Below are 16,924 nucleotides of genomic sequence, written 5' to 3'. Positions count from 1 at the left end.
GATAGCAAAGCCAGCCAAGCCAGTCAACGACAATCTGAAAAATCCAACCCACAGCGGGGCGGAAGTAAAGAACAATACAGTAAAATATGGAGGAAAAATAAATGGGAATGATTGCAAATTATCAGTCAACTACTGACATTGAATTAGAAAAATTTATGTGTCTTGATGATGTGGAAGACGCACAGGAAAATGAGAACTTAGAAATTTGTGATATAGATAAAATGTGGGACGCACTTCATTTTTTGTTGACAGGAAAATCTGCCAGCGAAGCGATTGAAGATAATTTAATCAGCGAAGCGATTGTAGGACAGTTTAATATTTCTGGGGAAGAAATCGAAGAATTTATATCTGGAACGAAAAGTGATAGAGTGAAAGAAATTGCAAAGGCATTGCACGAGCTTGATTTTGAAACATATATTGATAAATTTGATATGAGTGCGTTTCGCCAAAACGATATTTACCCTAATATTTGGGAATACGAAGATGAAGCTGATGAAATTAAAAATGATTTAAGAACCTCATTTGAAAGTTTGAAAAAATTTTATGAGAAAATGGCAGCACAAGAGAGCGCCGTTTTAGTGTCAATCTATTAACTGTACAATTTCAAAATTTAGAAAAATTTGTGTAGGGAGGGAGTTGCAATGTGTGACTACTGCCATAATATTCAGAAATGGAAGAGATTTAAGGCACCGAGAGATTATCTGGCGTGTATTGAATACATCCAACAACTTGTGACGAATGGCGGTTTTGAACTGCTTGAGGAAGAATCCACTTGCCCGTTGAATCAGGTAAAGACCGAAGACGGATGGGCAGATGAAATTATGGTTCACATGGTACGGTGCAAACACTGTGGACAAGTCTTTACCTGTGTTGTCAACACTTATCGTGGTAGTGGTTCTTTCAAAAAGGGTAAAGGTTGACAAGTGCGCTTGTTTATCAAAATGGTTTGGGACATTTTCTCCCGAAGTCTGGTGTAGGACGAAGGAGAAACTAACAATGTTTGAAAATGGTGATTTAAAGGATTTTTGGAATAGTCATGAATACTATACCGAAAACTATGTAGAAGAAGCATTAACTGATGAAATAATAGCATTTTATGAAAATAAATTGGGGCTTAAATTTCCTCAGTCTTATATTCAACTTATGAAAACACAAAATGGCGGTCATCCAAATAAATCTTATTGGTTTAATGAACATGCTAAAAGAAATGAGGTAAACACAATTGGGCTTGTTGGATTTTTTGGAATAGGGGGTAACAAGCACAACTCTTTATTTGGAAAATTTGGAAATGAATTTTGCTTTAATGAATGGGAATATCCACGAGATATAGGAATTGTTATTGCAGATACAGAATCTGGTGGACATGATATGATTTATTTAGATTATCGTGAATGTGGAAAAGATGGAGAACCCAAAGTATCCGTTTGTTTTCAAGAATATGATTATGAAGTTCAAGTCCTTGCAAATAATTTTGAAGAATTTATAGGGATGCTAATATCAGAGGAAGAACTTGAATAAAATGCAACTTGTCGGAAATTCCGACAAGTTCGCACCGAAGGAAATTAAGAAGAAATAAAGGTGTTAGTAAATCCCCGTTCTCAAGCCAGCTTAAACCTTTTAACGATAGCCTTGTCATATCGTTAAAAAGTATGATTGATAAGTTTCCCCGAACGAACACTATGACTTGCTATTCATCCTGTTTTTGCGTGCCAGGTCGTGTGCTTCGATCGCATGACTGAACTAGTGCTTAAAAATACTGCAGAGTAATTAAAATATGACTTTTACTTTTGAATGGAAATCGACGGTTATTTCGATATAGAAGTAAGTAGCTCTTCTTCGCACAAGTCCACAAACTCCCGTACAAACTTTCGAACATCCTCAACGGTGAGCGAACTGTATTGCACAACAAAACCCTCAGAGCTTTTCGCGTTCTCATGGCGTATATACCGATCAATCGGTTGAAGTAAAATCCCTCGCTGAGCTAGTCGAGCAGACACGTTACGAGTAAAACCATCTGGCATATGCTCGCTGTCGGTCAGCTCAAGAACGCAGTGTAAGCCCGCGTCAGAGCCGACGAAACGGAAAGGGCTGGCGAGGGAAGTGCTCTCAAAAGAGTCAATCAAAGTGTCACGTACCTCGCGATGATGTTTGCGCAAACGGTTCACGTGCCGCTCATACGCTCCCGAACGCATAAATTTCGCTAAAGTCAGCTGCTCTACGGTTGAGACAGTAGAAGAATAAAAACCCATTTTCTCGAAAAACTCGTCACGTAGAGAATCGGGCAAAACCATATAACCCACGCGGAAAAGCGAACCGAGCGTGTGTGAAAACGTGTTCATATAAATAACACTCTGCGTAGTATCGATGCTAAACAGGCTGGCCAGTGGCGGTCCGGAAAAACGAAACTCTGCATCATAATCGTCTTCAATAATCAAGCGGTTCGGTGCGCTCGCAGCCCAAGCGAGTAGCTCATAACGGCGCGGAACCGAAGTGATGCGGCCGGTAGGGAACTGGTGCGAGGGCATAACGTGGGCGATGCGCGCGCCTGTCATGTCGAGAATGTCGGTGCGAATGCCATGCTCATCCATGGGAATATGTGCGGTGTGCACTTCGTGCGCGGAATATATATCGGCCAAACGTGGGTAACCTGGATCTTCCACGGCATACATGGCGGAGCGACCTAGGAACTGAATGAGCAGATTGTACAGGATTTGTGAGCCGGCAGCCACCACAATATTGTTGGCGGATACGTTCATTCCGCGCGTGGTGTGTAGTTGTTCGGAAATCGCCTGACGCAGTGGTAAACAGCCAAACGGCTCAGAGTCAGGTGGTCCTTGATGGTCGAGGTCAGCAATAACCGAACGCATGGTGCTCAACCATGTTTGGTAAGGGAAAATTCCTTGAGGGAGAGCATTGGAGCTGAGGTTAATACGCCAGGTTTTCGCGGTGTGAGTAGGGGCGGTGTGTTCAGGCTGGAGTTGAGCAATCTGCACTGGCGCAGGCACAGAAATCTTCGCCACATAAAAGCCCTGACGAGGCTTCGAATAAATATAGCCTTCGGAAGCAAGCTGCACGTATGCGTTCTCCACAGTAATAACAGAAACGCCCAGATGCTGTGCAAAAGCGCGCTTGGCAGGCAGCTTCGTGTGTGCAGGCAGGGCGCCTTGCGTAATATCAGCGCGGATGAGCTCGTATAAATACATGTAGCGCGTGCAATCGCCACGCGCAGATAAATCGTAGGTGAGCATGTTCTTCCTGACCTTATTGTGACCTTATAAATATTTCATAAATTGAGTATTTTCACAAAGTCACAAGGCTAATAGTCTGAATTGTGGACGGAAAAGTTCGATGCATAAGAAAAAGGTGGGGAAAATGACCGACAATCACAACGATACTCAATCACGTGTGGCTCTCAACAAGCAGCTGGCTCAAATGCTTAAAGGTGGCGTCATTATGGACGTTACCAATGCCGAACAAGCTCGTATTGCTCAGGATGCGGGTGCTTGTGCGGTTATGGCGTTGGAGCGTATTCCAGCAGATATTCGCGCGGCGGGCGGTGTTTCGCGCATGAGTGATCCACGACTGATTAAAGAGATTCAAAATGCTGTGAGTATTCCAGTTATGGCGAAGGTGCGTATTGGCCATTTTGTGGAAGCGCAAGTTTTGCAGGCTCTTGAAATTGACTACATCGACGAGTCTGAGGTGCTTTCGCCGGCAGATAACGTTTTTCATATTAATAAGAACGATTTCGATGTTCCATTCGTCTGTGGTGCTAAGGATTTGGGCGAGGCTTTGCGTCGTATTAGCGAGGGGGCGTCCATGATTCGTACGAAGGGGGAGCCGGGCACGGGTGATGTTGTGCAGGCTGTAACGCATATGCGCCTTATTCAGTCGCAAATTCGTCACGTTGCGTCTTTGCGCGACGACGAGTTGTTTGAAGAGGCTAAGAAGCTTGGTGTAGTAGTAGACCTGCTGCGTTTTGTACATGACAACGGCAAGCTTCCAGTGGTCAATTTTGCTGCTGGTGGAGTAGCAACTCCTGCCGATGCTGCCTTAATGATGCAGTTGGGCGCTGAAGGTGTGTTCGTGGGCTCGGGCATTTTCAAGTCGGGTAACCCTCACAAGCGTGCAGCGGCTATCGTGAAGTCTGTAACAAACTATACGGATGCAACGCTTATTGCTGAACTTTCTGAAGATCTAGGTGAAGCAATGGTGGGTATAAACGAGCAGGAGATTGAGCTGCTCATGGCTCAGCGCGGCGAATAGCGCGGTCGAGGGAGAAAGCATGAAGAAAGTAGGAGTTCTCGCCGTTCAGGGCGCGTTTATCGAGCATGAGCAGCGCTTAGCTCAGCTGGGTATTTCTGCGCTCGAGCTGCGCCAAGCCAGCGATATCTCGGAGGGTTTCGACGGTCTTATCTTGCCGGGCGGTGAAAGTACGGTTCAATCAAAACTGCTGCGAGAGCTGAACATGTTCGAACCGTTACGCGAACTGATTGACAGCGGTTTGCCTGTTCTGGGTACATGCGCGGGTTTGATTTTATTAGCTCGCGAAATAGAAAACGATGCGGTTGACGGTTTTGCAAGTCTGCCCGTGCGCGTGCAGCGCAATGCATATGGACGTCAGCTCGGCAGCTTCCATACAGTCGCGCGCTTAAACAGTACTGATGGTTCGCGCGACATACCAGCAACGTTTATTCGCGCGCCGCGCATAAGCGCTCTTCTCGATAACGAGGTGCAGCCTCTTGTTGAGCTAGAAGATGGAACTATTGCGGGCGTGCGCTACAAAAATCTGATTGGATTAAGTTTTCATCCAGAGTTAGATGAGGATCTGAGTATCTATGAGCAGTTCTTGAGCTATGAGTAAACTGTGAGGCACCATAATTACAAGAAGAGGGGTAAAAATAGCTCGACAACCTATGGGATTCTTTGGTACTGGCGGGCATAAGGGTTATTTAGGAATTGCCATAATGTCTTTGCAGGCATTTGCTACTATAAACAAGGTGAAAGTGAAGCCAGAAAATATCGCAAATTATAATGAGAAAAATGGTGAAGAGCTGACTTCTGGGGACATTGAGAAACTTTACCGCTTCTGTGGCTATGAACCGCCAGAACAGTAATAGTTTTCTATGTGAGATATATTTACGCGGTAATATTCGTTAGGGTATTCTTTAAAGTTAGCTTAATTGGGGGAGGAAGTAATGGTCGCAGTAGCAATCAATGGTTATGGAAATTTGGGACGTGGTGTAGAACGTGCTCTCGCTCTGGCTCCAGATATGGAATGTGTGGGTGTTTTTACTCGTCGTGACCCTGCAAGTGTTACTACTTACGGAGCTTCTGTGTATGCGCTCGAGCAGCTTAGCGAGTTCAAGGGTAAGATTGACGTAGTTATTAATTGCGGTGGATCTGCTACTGATTTGGAAGTGCAGACTCCGCAAGTAGCCAAGTTGTTTAATGTTGTTGATTCCTTCGATACTCATGCAAAGATTCCACAGCATTTTGCAACTGTAGATGCAACTGCTCGAGAAGCAGGTACAACGGCAATTATTTCTGTGGGTTGGGATCCAGGTCTGTTTTCTATGATTCGTGTGCTTGGTGAAGCAGTTTTGCCTCAGGGGTGTTCAACAACCTTCTGGGGACGTGGTGTTTCTCAAGGCCATTCTGACGCTATTCGCCGTATTGAGGGCGTTCTCGATGCTCGCCAATACACAGTTCCTGTAGAAGAAACAGTAGAGGCTGTGAAGGCGGGTAAAGATGTAGAACTGACTGCACGTACTATGCATACTCGTGAATGCTATGTTGTGGCAGAACAGGGTGCTGATTTAGAGCGTATTGAACGCGAAATCGTGACTATGCCAAACTATTTCGCAGACTATAACACTACTGTGCACTTTATTCCTGCTGAGGAACTCGCAGAAAAACACAACGGTATTCCTCATGGCGGTCAAGTGATTCGCACGGGAAGCACTGCTGAAGATGTTAACCATGCAATTCACTTCGAGCTGGCTTTGGATTCTAATCCAGAATTTACTGGTTCTGTGCTTGTAGCAACCGCTCGCGCTTGCGCTAAGAAGTCAGCAGCAGGATTGACTGGCGCATACTCTGTTTTCGATCTGAGCTTGGCAGAGCTTTCTGCACGTTCTGCAGAAGATTTGCGTGCACATTCCTTGTAAAAGCTAAGTAAAGTATTAATTGAGTATTGACTCTGGCTCGAAGTTGTTTATGTGATTTTGAGCCTTTGCTTATTTAGGTTTGGTCGATGAGATGCAGATGCGCATGTTATACTCACTATTACATGTTGAGTAAGGGAGTGTGCTATGCAATTTTCAAACCGCTTTGCCATTGCTATTCATATGTTTGCATACATTCATACATATGAAGGCGAAGAGAAAATGACGAGCGCCAATCTTGCTCGCAGTGTTAATGTTAATCCAGTAGTGATTCGTCAGATTCTCTCTAAGCTCAAAGCTGCGGGGTTGCTTAATAGTAGTCAGGGAAGTTCGCACATTGAAATTGCTAAGAATCCTGAAGATATTACACTTCTCGATATTTTTCGTGCTCTCGATATGATGCGCGAAGATAGACTTTTTGGATATCACAGTAATCCTTCGACTGAGTGCCCAGTGGGACGCAATATTCATGCGGTGCTTGATGATCAACTTCTTGATGTGCAACGGGCGATGGAAAATAGTCTGCAATCTGTGACTTTGGCGGATGTGTTTAAAGATACTGCTTCTTATGTGTGGCGCTAAAGTTTGTTTTATCTATACGGCTCTTACCTTTAGGTAAGAGCCGTTGTTTTTATGCGAAGTATCACGTAACACGCCGAAAACATGTAAGCATTGACGTTACAAGTAAAAGGGTTTATAAATAGACATGTAATTATTATAGTTACATGTATGAAATGGAGATACTGAGATGAAAAACGTAGTAGTAATTGGTTCGAATGGTAAATCTGGACGTCTTATCGTAGAAGAACTTGTAAATCGTGGCTTCGATGTTACAGGTATTAGCCATGGTAATGAGAACAAGTCCCAGGCACAGCATTATGTGAGCAAAGATTTGTTTGACCTCACTAAGGAAGATGTGGCACATGCAGATGTAGTAGTCAGTGCTTTTGGTACATGGACTGAAGGAACTTTGCCTTTGCATGTAAAGGTTGTGAATCATATTTCTGATTTATTGTCGGGCACAGATAAGCGTTTCTTGGTTGTAGGCGGTGCTGGTAGCTTATATGTTGATGATGCTCATACCGTACAGTTGCTTAACACTCCAGAATTTCCAGTGCAATTCCGTCCTTTGGCTCAAGCTCAAACTGATGCTTTAGAGCAGTTGCGCAAGCGCGATGATGTGCGCTGGACTTTTGTGAGCCCTGCGGCTGATTTCCAAGCTAATGGTGAACGTGCGGGACGCTATATTCTTGCGGGTGAGAAGTTTACTGTCAACAGCAAGGGAGAAAGCGTGCTGAGCTACGCTGACTATGCTATTGCTTTTGCTGATGAGATTGAAAAGGGTAATCATATTCGCGAGCGTATTAGCGTACTAGGTGAGTAATCTAGAAAAAATACGCCATTATTGCTGGAGCTATCATGAACACTGCATATATAAAATCGTATGCGTGAACATGAATTATTGTGTGACGAGAGCGAGATGCGTCTTCATCAAAGCCTTTGGATTGCATGGCTTCAGCAAGTAGCTCCGACGTTCTCATGGAATGAACGAGCATAGGAGCAAGCGGTTTCAAGGAAAGCTTGCTCATGCGTATGCCGCGAGCCGATGAGTTGTGTTTTTTTCATCAAATTTCTTTTCGGTATCTTTTAAGGCTCTTGTAGTCTTATAATTCTTATCTCTAAGGATAACTATATTTTCTTTAAGCTCGGATAATGAAGTGATGTTTTTCTCTTTGAGTAGCTGATAACTTTCAATATATTTCTCTAAGTCTGCATTATTCTTATCTGTGTTTTTGCGGATAAGATTTTCAAAAACTGATAACAGATTTTCTTTTTGTGAGAGGGTGGATTTTGTATTTTCGCTCTCTGCTTTTCTTCTTTTCCTATTCCCCTTATCCAATTTAGTAAGGCCTTTATTCTTCTTGAAATTTCTCTTAAAATCGCATTTTGATGTTTGATTTCTCGGTTGATATTTCCTCTATCTGTGGCTATGCCTTTCTTCTCCATTTGTGTTGCTGAGACTCCTAAATGAATGGTCGGTATTTGTTCTATACCTTGTCTTTGATAAGAACGATGATCCACTTTGTCCTGTATGCTGTTTTCTTCAAGATATTTGTTTGTAATGTCTGCCCATGCTTTTTCTCCAGTGTTCCGCTTTCTCTTGCTCGTTCCAATCTGTTGTATTTATCTTTCTTGTTTTGTAATTGCCATTTCTAAGTTTTACTTTCTCGCCATTTTCATCAATGATATATTCCTTTTTTGATTTTGCTCCCCATGTTGTATCTTCATTTAGTGGTCGCATAGTAAGTAAGATATGGCAATGTGGGTTTCCATCATTTTTATCATGTAGGGCAATATCGGCACACATACCGACTTTTACAAAATTTTCTTTTACATATTCTCTAATAAGTTCTATTTGTTTTTCTCTGTCTAATTCTTTGGGTAAGGCAACTTCAATTTCTCTTGCAAGCTGTGAGTTTTTACTCTTTTCTATTTTCTCAACACTGTTCCATAATACAGAACGGTTTACAAATTCCTGTGGTGCATTTTGTGGTAAAAGAATTTCTGTATGTGCTATTCCGCCTTTTCTTGTAAAGTCATGGACAATACCGTCATATTCGTTTTTTATCTTTTCGCCACTGCGATAAGTGGAAGCTGCTACTGCACTTTTGCCTTTGCCTCTTGAAATAATCTTTATGCAAAGATGATATATCGCCATAAGAAAAAACCTCCTTTCGTTTTTCTGATACTTTGATGTGGCGATAGATAAGACTTCCAAAAAATCGGATAGCTTTTTATCCGATTTCTTTTGGGAAGTACACAAGTGGTAGGAAATTTATTTTCGTAGGGGAATGTAGTTCCCCTGTATCAGCGTTAGCTGATATGCTCTCTGCTAAGAGCCTTCGGAGAACGCACGCACCTGTTAAGGTGTATATGTGCGCCCTTGTAAACAAGGGACTATTCTTCGATGTCCATTTCTTCATCTTCTTTTCCTGTATTTTCTACTTCTATTTGTTCTCTTTTCTCTATGATTTTCTGTATTTTGATATTGGCTTCTTCTTTACGAATTAGAGATGTGATTAACTGATAAAATTCATCTTTGCTTAAGTTCTTGCTTTCTGTAAAGATACTTTCAAAGACTGCTCCTTTTTCATATATTCTTTTATCTCTCTTTTTTCTTTCTTCCTGTTTCTGCTGACTTATGAGTTTTTTCTTTTGTTTTGTAACTGCTTAATTTCTTCATCTGCCATTAAGATTTTTTCTTCTATGTTTTTCATTTTTTTGTTTCCTCTCTTTTTATTTTTGAGCAAAGAAAAAACAGTAAACCGAATTTGATTTACTGTTTCATATATCTATTTTTTATTTGAAGCTATTTTCTATTAGCATCTGCACTTGCCCTAATGGGATATTAAATATTATACCGTAAATAGACATTCCAAGTAGCAATACTGCAACAACTATGCCTATTCCATAAAGACATCCGTTACTAGCTTTAGCTTTTTCAACTTTTATATTTATATAGCTATATATGAGAAATATTGCAATTATAAAAGTCAAAATATAATTTGGTAACATACTCATTGTACTTTACCTTTTAGTTGCAAAATTTATTCCAAAACTCAACCCAGTCACTGTGTTCTTCTCTTTGGTCAACGTAAGTGAATGTTTCTTCGTCATACCAATCGTGATTTACTATATCGTCAATAGTCTTAGGAACAAAAAAGTTGAAAAATTCTTTTTTGAATGAGTTTCCGTATTGTAGATAATAGGAACCTACCATCTTGGTGAAATTAGTTCTCTTTACATCTTGTGGTCTATAAAGAAGTGCTTCACCAACCTGAGTTAAATCAGGGCTTACCTCAAGAAAAACTAAACTTAAATCGCTTTTTTTATAGCCAAGTATAAAACTTCTGTACTTATAGGAAACAGTACGAAGTACCGCGAAATTAGCTCCACCTATATCTTCTGAATAAGCATAGATTATTTTATATTCTGAGCCATTATCTACTTTCCTATCAAAGATTTCTCTCATCAACGACTTGTTTCCATCACTCTTTGCTTTATCTAGTTCAACTTCTTTTTTTCCTCCAAACAGTCCGAATAGACCCATTTTTTGTTCCTCCGTTCATTTTGTTTTTGAATATAATTATGCTTTATTATACTACTTTTTAGTTGTTTTTTATCACTTTTTATCTGGATTCAATTATTTTTGTCTTTCATATTTTAGGAGTGGTATACCTATTTATTGTTTTTCATTCTTTTTAGAATGTATTACCTTAAACAGCTTATCTTGAAATGTTTCTTTTCCTTTTTTATCAGAATATATCTCTGTTACAAAGATCTTTCCATTTATCTTTTTTGTAAGAATACCGTCAGGCTTTCGTTGTGGTTGTTCTTCTGCCTGTATTTCTTTAATATCTTTTTTCTCATTTTCTGCCATTTAGTTCCTCCTTTCGACTTACACAAAAAAGATTTCCTGTAATTAGGAAACCTCTTTTGTTTGGTTGATATTTAATTTTAGCTTGTTGCTTGTTGTAGCTTCTTTTTTGCTCGATATTCTCTTGCTTTTAATTTTTCATACTCTCGGCACTTTTCAAGGTTTTTGGCTCGGTATTCTTTGTAATATGCCCTACGATATGCTCTGGCTTTTTCTTTCTTTGCTTCTTCTATTTCTTCCCTCATCTGTAGCATTTCTTGTTCTGTCGGCTCTATCTGTTTTGTAAGTTCATTTTCAAATTTGCCTATATAGTTAAAATAAACCTCTATTCGCTGAACGACATATTTTGCTCTTTTTACATCTCTTTCATGCACTATGATTTTACTGATAAACTCATTGATAATTGTAGGGGGTAGGTTCTTCAAAGTTGGAATAGCTTTCTGCAAGTCTGATAAACTTCTTTGCTCTTTGGGTTGCATTTTCACATTCGGATAAGCGTTCTTTGATTTCTTCTTTTTCTGCTTTTAAGGTGTAGTATTCTTCTGCATACTTTCTTGATAACTGCTCATAGCGTTCTGTATCCATATTTCCAAGTGCATTATCTTCATAGAGTTTATTCATCACTCTTTCTATCTGTTCCATTCGTTCTGTGATTTGTGGCATACGCTTTTGATTTCTCTTGACTTCTTCGGTCTGCTCTTTATACAGACTTTTCTTTACAAGTTTCTCAAACTCTGCTTTGTTTTCTAAGGAATACTGTGCTATCTTTCGCAAAACCTCTTTGAGCGTTTCCATTACCTCATCTACATCAATGCGGTGTGGGGAATTGCATTTAGGGTGCTTTGCTTTTCCTTTGGCATATTCACTGTAATAGGTTACATGCTGTACTTTTTGTTTTTGTGTATGGTGCGAATGTGCATTTTTGTTCCGCAATCCTTACAGTACATCAGTCCTGATAGTGCGTGAATTTCTCCGTCTCCGTTTGGTCTTTTGACAGGTGCGTTTTTTAACATACGCTCTACATTTTCAAAGGTAGTTCTATCTATTATCGGCTCATGGGCATTTTCTGTTATTTGCCATTTGCTTTTATCTACATAATGGTTTCTCTTATCTCTGTAATGCTTTTCGGTCTTGAAGTTGACTACATCACCACAATACTCTTGTCTTTTCAGTATGCGTGTTATGGTTGCTTTGTTCCAGTTATAGCGATTTTCTTCATTGAGAGGTTTGCTTTTGGCTGTTCCTCTGCCTTGTTGTTTCATATAAAAGGTTGGGGTTAGTATTTCTTTTTCTTTCAGATAAACGGCTATCTGATTTCTGTTTTTCCCCTCCATAAATAGCCTAAAAATGAGTTTTACAACTTCGGCAGCTTCTTTATCGACCATCCAATAATCTTTGTTCTCAGGGTCTTTTATATAGCCGTATGGAGCTTCTGTTGCGACAGGTTTTCCGTTTGCTCCTTTGGTTTTAATTCCTGTTTTTACTTTCTTGCTGATGTCTCTTGCATACCACTCTGACATGATGTTGATAAAGGGAGCAAATTCCAATGTGTTTTGGTCAATACTGTCTATACCGTTATTGATGGCGATAAAGCGTACATTGTTTCTTCTAAATATCTCCATCGCATTACCGACTTGAAGATAATCTCTTCCCTATCTCGTCATATCTTTCATGATGACAATACCGATTTTGCCTTGCTCTACATCGCTTATCATCTGTGTATAAGCTGAACGGTCAAAGAACCTACCACTTTCGTCATCGTCAATATAGTGGCGAATGTTTATCAGCTTTTTATCTCTTGCATATCTTTCTAAAAAGGCTTTTTGATTGACAATACTATTACTCTCGCCACCATCTCTATCTTCATCACCAACTGAAAGGCGGGAGTATAGCGCTGTAATTTTATATATGATATTCTATCATGCAATATCCTCCTTTTCTCGTGTCTATATATCACTCCTGTTCAGTTAATATTATGCAACCCAGCCTTTGGAGAAGGTTGCCTCCATAGTCATGTGAACGTTTGGCTGCTCGGCACCTGTGAAAAATGCTCGAACTGCATCTACTACATGAATATCGCGACCACGATAAACAGTAGACATCCCATCTGTATCTGACCAGATCTTTGAAGTATCTGTCTGAGCGATAGCGTTCATAAGAATATCAACGAAATTATCGCACATCGGGGAGGCTGAAAAACGACAACCAGTAATCTGCAAACTTGCTCCATCGATACCGCAGACAGCATTGCCATACGTAACATGTTCAGTGGAGGTGGTCATGGTTGTAGTCTCCTTTTCTAGACCTTCTATGATCCAGGAGACTCGTTGCACTCCTTGAGTGGTGTACACTCGTTTTGTGCTCGTCACTTCCTTCGCTGGTATTAATCAGATCAGGTTCAATGGGTTTTATTCTCAGTCACGCGACTCCCCAGGACTCGGTAAGCGTAACATAGAAAGATGACATGAGTTTGTTTTCATAATGTATTAAAGGAGCTTTCGTTTGGATATTATCCCACCGCATCATCGCCGAAATATAGCTATAACCCTAGGATTTATCGGTGGCGCCATTGACGTCTATTGCCACACTCAATTCAAAACTCTTGTTGCTACGCAAACAGGAAATGTTGTGATGATGGCAAGCGATATTTTTGATAAAAAGTACTCGTTTTTTATTGCTAAACTCGTTGCTATTATCCTTTTTGCTATTGGTTTTGTAGCGGGCATATACATAAAGCAGCATGCTCGCACAGCATTATGGCGCATTTACGCACTTATTCCCATGACAGTTGCCACTGTTATTTTGCCTTTTATTCATTCGCATACCGTACTGAGCATAATGGTATTGTCTTTTGGCACCGGAATTGTAATGAATTCTTATGCTGGCACAAAGATTGAAACCGTTCCCTATACCATCATGATGACCTCAGGAAATTTCCGCCGCATGCTCAGCAGCATCTATGCTTTCGTCACTACGCCAGCAAAAAAACGTAGTGCACAAGTTCGTCGCGATGTGAGTAATTATGTAATTATTGTGCTTAGTTTCTTAGCAGGAGCTTTTGTTAGTGCTGTTGCAGTGCATGTATGTGGAGCGTATGCTGTATGGCTTGTAACCCTTGCATTACTTGTTGTTTCATATCTGTATGCCACCTCGGTTTTGCGAGAAAATTTGAAGGATAAGGTATTCTAAAAGTTTCATACAGTTTGCCAGTGGGTAGCACTCTGGTTAGTATAGCTATGTGATAAAGATGGATTATTCCAAGGAAATGGTATGTGCGGTTTTGTAGGATATCTCAGTTCAAGCGTTACTGATGCTCAAGTTATTAAGACTATGAGTGACGTTATTGCTCATCGTGGCCCGGATGACTGCGGTTATTACGATAACGGATACGCGCATTTCGGCTTCCGTCGCCTCAGTATTATTGATGTGCAAGAAGGTGCTCAGCCTATTTATAACGCTACAAATGATATTGTTATTATTTTTAACGGCGAAATTTACAATTACAAAGAACTGCGTTCAGAGCTGATTGAAGAAGGCTACACTTTTAAAACACATACTGATACAGAAGTTATTCTGCATGGTTACGAAGCATGGGGAGAAGAAGGCGTTCTTTCCAAATTACGCGGTATGTTTGCTTTTACTATTTGGGATGATAACGAGAAAAAACTGTTTGGTGCTCGTGATCATTTCGGCATTAAACCGTTCTACTACACGCAGATTGGTGATGACTTTGTATTTGGTTCCGAAATCAAATCTTTCTTGCCATATCCTACGTTTAAGAAGGAAGTAAATCCTCAAGCTCTCAAAAATTATCTGGTATTCCAATACAATCCTCTGGACGAAACCTTCTTCAAGGGAGTTCACAAGCTACGTCCAGGTCACTACTTCATCTTCAAAAACAACAAACTGACTATTAAGCAATACTTTAAGATTGAACTCGACTATAAAGACGAGGGTTTTGAGCAAACGGTTGCCAATATAGATAAGGAAGTTGAAGATTCCATTCGCTACCATAAGCGTAGCGATGTGGAAGTGGGAGCTTTTCTATCTGGTGGAGTGGACTCAAGCTATGTTGTAGCTAAAGCACATGTTGATAAAACCTTCTCAGTTGGTTTTGAGAATAAAGGTTTTGACGAAACGATGTATGCGCGCGAGCTCTCAAAAGACTTGAACATCGATAATTTTACGAAGATGATTACGCCAGATGAGTTCTTCGAAGGTGTTCAAAAAGTACAGTATTATTCCGATGAGCCACATGCCAACCTGTCTGCTGTACCATTGTATTTCTTAGCTCGTATGGCAAGAGAGCAAGTGAAAGTGGTGCTTTCAGGTGAAGGTGCAGATGAGCTTTTTGCTGGATATAACGACTATGAGATGCCATGGTTAAACCGAGCATATCGTGTTTTGCCATTCTGGTTGCGCAACTGGTTGTATAAGAAAACCAAGGATTTACCGCATTTCCACGGCAAGACGATTATTACCAAGTTTGGTGAAAAACTCGAGGATTCCTATATTGGTTTAGCAAAGATTATGAGCGATGACGAAGCAAATGATATTGTGACGTCACAGTACAAGAATCCTGTGAAGGCAAGCGATTTAACTCGTAAATATTATGACGATGTTAAAGACATGGATGAAGTATCTAAGCGTGTGTACTTAGATATGAATATGTGGATAGTAGAAGATATTCTTCTTAAGGCCGATAAAATGACCATGGCTAATTCGCTTGAGCTTCGCGTTCCTTTGCTCGACAAGGAGATGTGGAATCTTGCACGCCGTATTCCACCAAAGTATAAAGTGCATAACACTACAACAAAGTACGCCTTTAGAGAGGCTGCTCGTCGAGCATTACCTGAAGCTTGGTCGAAGCGCCGTAAAGTTGGTTTCTTGGTGCCGTTTATTAAGTACATTGAACAAGACAAGTACTATAACATCGTTAAGAGCATGTTTAATGAGCCATTTGTGGGTCGATTCTTCGATGTAGACAAGATTAATGCCTTGCTTGATGATCATTACCATGGTGTGAAAAATAATGGACGTAAAGTCTATACAATTTATACTTTCTTAGTGTGGTATAGCATTTACTTTGTTCATAACACGGTAGAAAACTCTGTACAGAACGCGGGAGTAAGCCATGAATAAAGCCGTTGTTTTAGGCTGTAACTACTATATTGGTTTAAGTATTATTCGATGCTTAGGCTCCGAAGGTGTGCCTGTGGTCGCATGTGATTACAACTTTAAGAAGGCTTATGCTGCCCGATCGAAGTATGTGAGTGAACGTTTGAACGTGCCGAGCTTGAATAAGTTCGACGCTCAAGCATGTGCTGACCTTATAGAGTATGGCAAAAAACAGTCAGAAAAACCTGTGCTTTTTCCTACTCATGATAAATATGTGGAGTTTATCGACACATATTATGATCAGCTGTCTGAGTATTTCTTAGTAAGCCAAGCAGAGAACGGTTTGAACTCTCGTGTTCTTGATAAGTGGACTTTAGGTAAGCTTGCTCAAGAACATGACGTGCGTATTCCGGCAACTATTAGCGTTAACGATGAGCAATTTGAGAGCAAAGTGCTCGGTATTGGTTTTCCTTGCATGATTAAACCAGTAGATACAGTTGTGTTTACGAAAGTTTTTAGACAGAAGATTTTCTTATGCAATGATATGGAAAGCCTGAAAAGTAGGATTGCTGCGTGTGCTGAACATAATATTGATGTTTTTGTTCAAGAACTTGTGCCAGGTTTTGATGATCATATGTTGACATATGATTTTTACATTAACAGAGAAGGTAAGACCACACATTACATGACTGCTCATAAGTTTAGGCAGTGGCCGATTAATTTCGGTGCCTCTGTTTTTACGGAGCAGAAGTATGACAAGCGCTTAGTGGAAATTGGCAAAGACTTCGTAGAAAAAATTGGCTATCGTGGTTTTGGCGAGATTGAGTTCAAAGAACACGAGAACACCAAAGAAATCTATTTGATTGAAATTAACGCGCGAACAACCAACTTTAATAATCTTATTTATAAAGTTGGTCTCAATATGCCGTATGTAGCATACCTAGATGTAACGGGACAACTCAACGAAACAAAGTTCCTTGAGCACAATACAAATTATGCCTTTATTTATGGTTTAGAAGACTTCTTTGCTTTGCTTGCTTATTCGAAAACAAAGCAGCTGTCTTTCTGGAAGGGATTCTTCCAGATTTTCACGAAGAAACTCGCACCTGCAATATTCTCATGGTCGGATCTTAAACCGTGGTGTGCTTTTAACGCTATGCTTATGGGCAGGGCGTGGCGCAAGATAACAAGGAGATAATGC

21 protein-coding genes, 2 pseudogenes and 1 riboswitch are annotated in these 16,924 nt (G+C 40.5%); of the genes and pseudogenes, 11 read left to right on the top strand and 12 right to left on the bottom strand.

The window, feature by feature from the left end; all coding sequences use genetic code 11:
- Window positions 1-101 precede the first annotated feature (101 nt).
- Both G464_RS0100305 and G464_RS0100295 read left to right on the top strand, forming a co-directional pair.
- Window positions 102-593 carry a YfbM family protein gene (locus tag G464_RS0100305; RefSeq protein ID WP_022856292.1) on the top strand — a complete coding sequence of 164 codons (492 nt, stop codon included), beginning with the start codon at window positions 102-104 and terminating at the stop codon, window positions 591-593.
- A gap of 403 nt (window positions 594-996) precedes the next feature.
- Window positions 997-1,518: an SMI1/KNR4 family protein gene (locus tag G464_RS0100295; protein WP_022856291.1), complete on the top strand. Its 522-nt coding sequence runs from the start codon at window positions 997-999 to the stop codon at window positions 1,516-1,518.
- 287 nt (window positions 1,519-1,805) lie between these two features.
- On the opposite strand, the gene pdxR is transcribed toward G464_RS0100295, so the two are convergent.
- Window positions 1,806-3,248, bottom strand: a complete 1,443-nt coding sequence (gene pdxR / locus G464_RS0100290; RefSeq protein WP_022856290.1) for a MocR-like pyridoxine biosynthesis transcription factor PdxR — start codon at window positions 3,246-3,248, stop codon at window positions 1,806-1,808.
- A gap of 124 nt (window positions 3,249-3,372) precedes the next feature.
- Between pdxR and pdxS the strand changes: the two genes are divergently transcribed.
- The 6 genes from pdxS to G464_RS0100260 all read left to right on the top strand — a co-directional run bounded on the left by pdxS (window position 3,373) and on the right by G464_RS0100260 (window position 7,551).
- A complete protein-coding gene (gene pdxS / locus G464_RS0100285; RefSeq protein ID WP_022856289.1) occupies window positions 3,373-4,266 on the top strand; it encodes a pyridoxal 5'-phosphate synthase lyase subunit PdxS in 894 nt (297 codons plus the stop codon).
- 19 nt (window positions 4,267-4,285) lie between these two features.
- Complete coding sequence (gene pdxT, locus G464_RS0100280) at window positions 4,286-4,864, top strand: pyridoxal 5'-phosphate synthase glutaminase subunit PdxT (protein WP_022856288.1); 579 nt, start codon at window positions 4,286-4,288, stop codon at window positions 4,862-4,864.
- 52 nt (window positions 4,865-4,916) lie between these two features.
- A complete protein-coding gene (locus tag G464_RS0100275; protein ID WP_021618262.1) occupies window positions 4,917-5,117 on the top strand; it encodes a hypothetical protein in 201 nt (66 codons plus the stop codon).
- Window positions 5,118-5,198: 81 nt separating this feature from the next.
- On the top strand, window positions 5,199-6,170 hold the full coding sequence (locus tag G464_RS0100270) for a diaminopimelate dehydrogenase (protein ID WP_022856287.1): 972 nt from the start codon (window positions 5,199-5,201) through the stop codon (window positions 6,168-6,170).
- A gap of 144 nt (window positions 6,171-6,314) precedes the next feature.
- The gene (locus tag G464_RS0100265) at window positions 6,315-6,749 is read left to right on the top strand and encodes an Rrf2 family transcriptional regulator (RefSeq protein ID WP_021618264.1); all 435 of its coding nucleotides are present in this window, start codon (window positions 6,315-6,317) and stop codon (window positions 6,747-6,749) included.
- A 166-nt stretch (window positions 6,750-6,915) separates the two neighbouring features.
- Window positions 6,916-7,551 (top strand): NAD(P)-dependent oxidoreductase, encoded by a 636-nt coding sequence (locus G464_RS0100260; RefSeq protein ID WP_022856286.1) that lies wholly within the window; start codon window positions 6,916-6,918, stop codon window positions 7,549-7,551.
- A gap of 380 nt (window positions 7,552-7,931) precedes the next feature.
- Here the strand turns inward: G464_RS0100260 and G464_RS10540 are convergent, their stop codons facing one another.
- The 11 genes and pseudogenes from G464_RS10540 to G464_RS08280 form a co-directional block, all read right to left on the bottom strand.
- Window positions 7,932-8,261, bottom strand: a complete 330-nt coding sequence (locus G464_RS10540) for a MobA/MobL family protein (RefSeq protein ID WP_230467090.1) — start codon at window positions 8,259-8,261, stop codon at window positions 7,932-7,934.
- Between the two features lie 10 nt (window positions 8,262-8,271).
- The gene (gene mobQ / locus G464_RS10535) at window positions 8,272-8,886 is read right to left on the bottom strand and encodes a MobQ family relaxase (protein WP_021618268.1); all 615 of its coding nucleotides are present in this window, start codon (window positions 8,884-8,886) and stop codon (window positions 8,272-8,274) included.
- 239 nt (window positions 8,887-9,125) lie between these two features.
- Window positions 9,126-9,377, bottom strand: a pseudogene (locus G464_RS09825) (hypothetical protein); the annotation flags it as partial.
- A gap of 150 nt (window positions 9,378-9,527) precedes the next feature.
- Complete coding sequence (locus G464_RS0100245; RefSeq protein ID WP_022856284.1) at window positions 9,528-9,749, bottom strand: hypothetical protein; 222 nt, start codon at window positions 9,747-9,749, stop codon at window positions 9,528-9,530.
- A 13-nt stretch (window positions 9,750-9,762) separates the two neighbouring features.
- Window positions 9,763-10,278, bottom strand: coding sequence for a hypothetical protein (locus G464_RS0100240; protein ID WP_022856283.1), 516 nt, complete (start codon window positions 10,276-10,278; stop codon window positions 9,763-9,765).
- A 132-nt stretch (window positions 10,279-10,410) separates the two neighbouring features.
- On the bottom strand, window positions 10,411-10,608 hold the full coding sequence (locus tag G464_RS0100235; RefSeq protein WP_022856282.1) for a transposase: 198 nt from the start codon (window positions 10,606-10,608) through the stop codon (window positions 10,411-10,413).
- Between the two features lie 77 nt (window positions 10,609-10,685).
- On the bottom strand, window positions 10,686-10,979 hold the full coding sequence (locus G464_RS10530; protein ID WP_472235951.1) for a hypothetical protein: 294 nt from the start codon (window positions 10,977-10,979) through the stop codon (window positions 10,686-10,688).
- Window positions 10,980-10,998: 19 nt separating this feature from the next.
- Window positions 10,999-11,400: a hypothetical protein gene (locus tag G464_RS10525; protein WP_244264102.1), complete on the bottom strand. Its 402-nt coding sequence runs from the start codon at window positions 11,398-11,400 to the stop codon at window positions 10,999-11,001.
- An 80-nt stretch (window positions 11,401-11,480) separates the two neighbouring features.
- Window positions 11,481-11,990, bottom strand: coding sequence for a recombinase family protein (locus tag G464_RS10520; RefSeq protein WP_338058095.1), 510 nt, complete (start codon window positions 11,988-11,990; stop codon window positions 11,481-11,483).
- Between the two features lie 72 nt (window positions 11,991-12,062).
- Window positions 12,063-12,506 (bottom strand): annotated as a pseudogene (locus tag G464_RS10515) (recombinase family protein); the annotation flags it as partial.
- Between the two features lie 72 nt (window positions 12,507-12,578).
- A complete protein-coding gene (locus G464_RS08280; protein ID WP_022856281.1) occupies window positions 12,579-12,887 on the bottom strand; it encodes an HMP/thiamine-binding protein YkoF in 309 nt (102 codons plus the stop codon).
- Between the two features lie 69 nt (window positions 12,888-12,956).
- A riboswitch (TPP riboswitch) is annotated at window positions 12,957-13,048 on the bottom strand.
- A gap of 59 nt (window positions 13,049-13,107) precedes the next feature.
- On the opposite strand from G464_RS08280, the gene G464_RS0100220 reads away from it, so the two are divergent.
- The 3 genes from G464_RS0100220 to G464_RS0100210 all read left to right on the top strand — a co-directional run bounded on the left by G464_RS0100220 (window position 13,108) and on the right by G464_RS0100210 (window position 16,921).
- Window positions 13,108-13,794, top strand: a complete 687-nt coding sequence (locus tag G464_RS0100220; RefSeq protein WP_021618277.1) for a YoaK family protein — start codon at window positions 13,108-13,110, stop codon at window positions 13,792-13,794.
- An 81-nt stretch (window positions 13,795-13,875) separates the two neighbouring features.
- The gene (gene asnB, locus G464_RS0100215) at window positions 13,876-15,747 is read left to right on the top strand and encodes an asparagine synthase (glutamine-hydrolyzing) (protein WP_022856280.1); all 1,872 of its coding nucleotides are present in this window, start codon (window positions 13,876-13,878) and stop codon (window positions 15,745-15,747) included.
- Complete coding sequence (locus G464_RS0100210; RefSeq protein WP_022856279.1) at window positions 15,740-16,921, top strand: carboxylate--amine ligase; 1,182 nt, start codon at window positions 15,740-15,742, stop codon at window positions 16,919-16,921. Before asnB ends, G464_RS0100210 begins: the two co-directional genes overlap by 8 nt.
- The last annotated feature ends 3 nt before the right edge of the window (window positions 16,922-16,924 follow it).

It is taken from the genome of Alloscardovia omnicolens DSM 21503 (assembly GCF_000420505.1).
Lineage (GTDB): Bacteria > Actinomycetota > Actinomycetes > Actinomycetales > Bifidobacteriaceae > Alloscardovia > Alloscardovia omnicolens.
Note: the sequence above shows the minus strand (reverse complement) of the source record. Positions and strands in the feature narration are given on the sequence as shown.

Bases quoted from the DNA above. Each gene is read 5' to 3' on its own strand.
- G464_RS0100305 (WP_022856292.1), top strand. From the start codon at position 102: ATGGGAATGATTGCAAATTATCAGTCAACTACTGACATTGAATTAGAA.
- G464_RS0100295 (WP_022856291.1), top strand. From the start codon at position 997: ATGTTTGAAAATGGTGATTTAAAGGATTTTTGGAATAGTCATGAATAC.
- pdxR (WP_022856290.1), bottom strand. From the start codon at position 3,248: ATGCTCACCTACGATTTATCTGCGCGTGGCGATTGCACGCGCTACATG.
- pdxS (WP_022856289.1), top strand. From the start codon at position 3,373: ATGACCGACAATCACAACGATACTCAATCACGTGTGGCTCTCAACAAG.
- pdxT (WP_022856288.1), top strand. From the start codon at position 4,286: ATGAAGAAAGTAGGAGTTCTCGCCGTTCAGGGCGCGTTTATCGAGCAT.
- G464_RS0100275 (WP_021618262.1), top strand. From the start codon at position 4,917: ATGGGATTCTTTGGTACTGGCGGGCATAAGGGTTATTTAGGAATTGCC.
- G464_RS0100270 (WP_022856287.1), top strand. From the start codon at position 5,199: ATGGTCGCAGTAGCAATCAATGGTTATGGAAATTTGGGACGTGGTGTA.
- G464_RS0100265 (WP_021618264.1), top strand. From the start codon at position 6,315: ATGCAATTTTCAAACCGCTTTGCCATTGCTATTCATATGTTTGCATAC.
- G464_RS0100260 (WP_022856286.1), top strand. From the start codon at position 6,916: ATGAAAAACGTAGTAGTAATTGGTTCGAATGGTAAATCTGGACGTCTT.
- mobQ (WP_021618268.1), bottom strand. From the start codon at position 8,886: ATGGCGATATATCATCTTTGCATAAAGATTATTTCAAGAGGCAAAGGC.
- G464_RS0100245 (WP_022856284.1), bottom strand. From the start codon at position 9,749: ATGAGTATGTTACCAAATTATATTTTGACTTTTATAATTGCAATATTT.
- G464_RS0100240 (WP_022856283.1), bottom strand. From the start codon at position 10,278: ATGGGTCTATTCGGACTGTTTGGAGGAAAAAAAGAAGTTGAACTAGAT.
- G464_RS0100235 (WP_022856282.1), bottom strand. From the start codon at position 10,608: ATGGCAGAAAATGAGAAAAAAGATATTAAAGAAATACAGGCAGAAGAA.
- G464_RS10525 (WP_244264102.1), bottom strand. From the start codon at position 11,400: ATGGAAACGCTCAAAGAGGTTTTGCGAAAGATAGCACAGTATTCCTTA.
- G464_RS10520 (WP_338058095.1), bottom strand. From the start codon at position 11,990: ATGGTCGATAAAGAAGCTGCCGAAGTTGTAAAACTCATTTTTAGGCTA.
- G464_RS08280 (WP_022856281.1), bottom strand. From the start codon at position 12,887: ATGACCACCTCCACTGAACATGTTACGTATGGCAATGCTGTCTGCGGT.
- asnB (WP_022856280.1), top strand. From the start codon at position 13,876: ATGTGCGGTTTTGTAGGATATCTCAGTTCAAGCGTTACTGATGCTCAA.
- G464_RS0100210 (WP_022856279.1), top strand. From the start codon at position 15,740: ATGAATAAAGCCGTTGTTTTAGGCTGTAACTACTATATTGGTTTAAGT.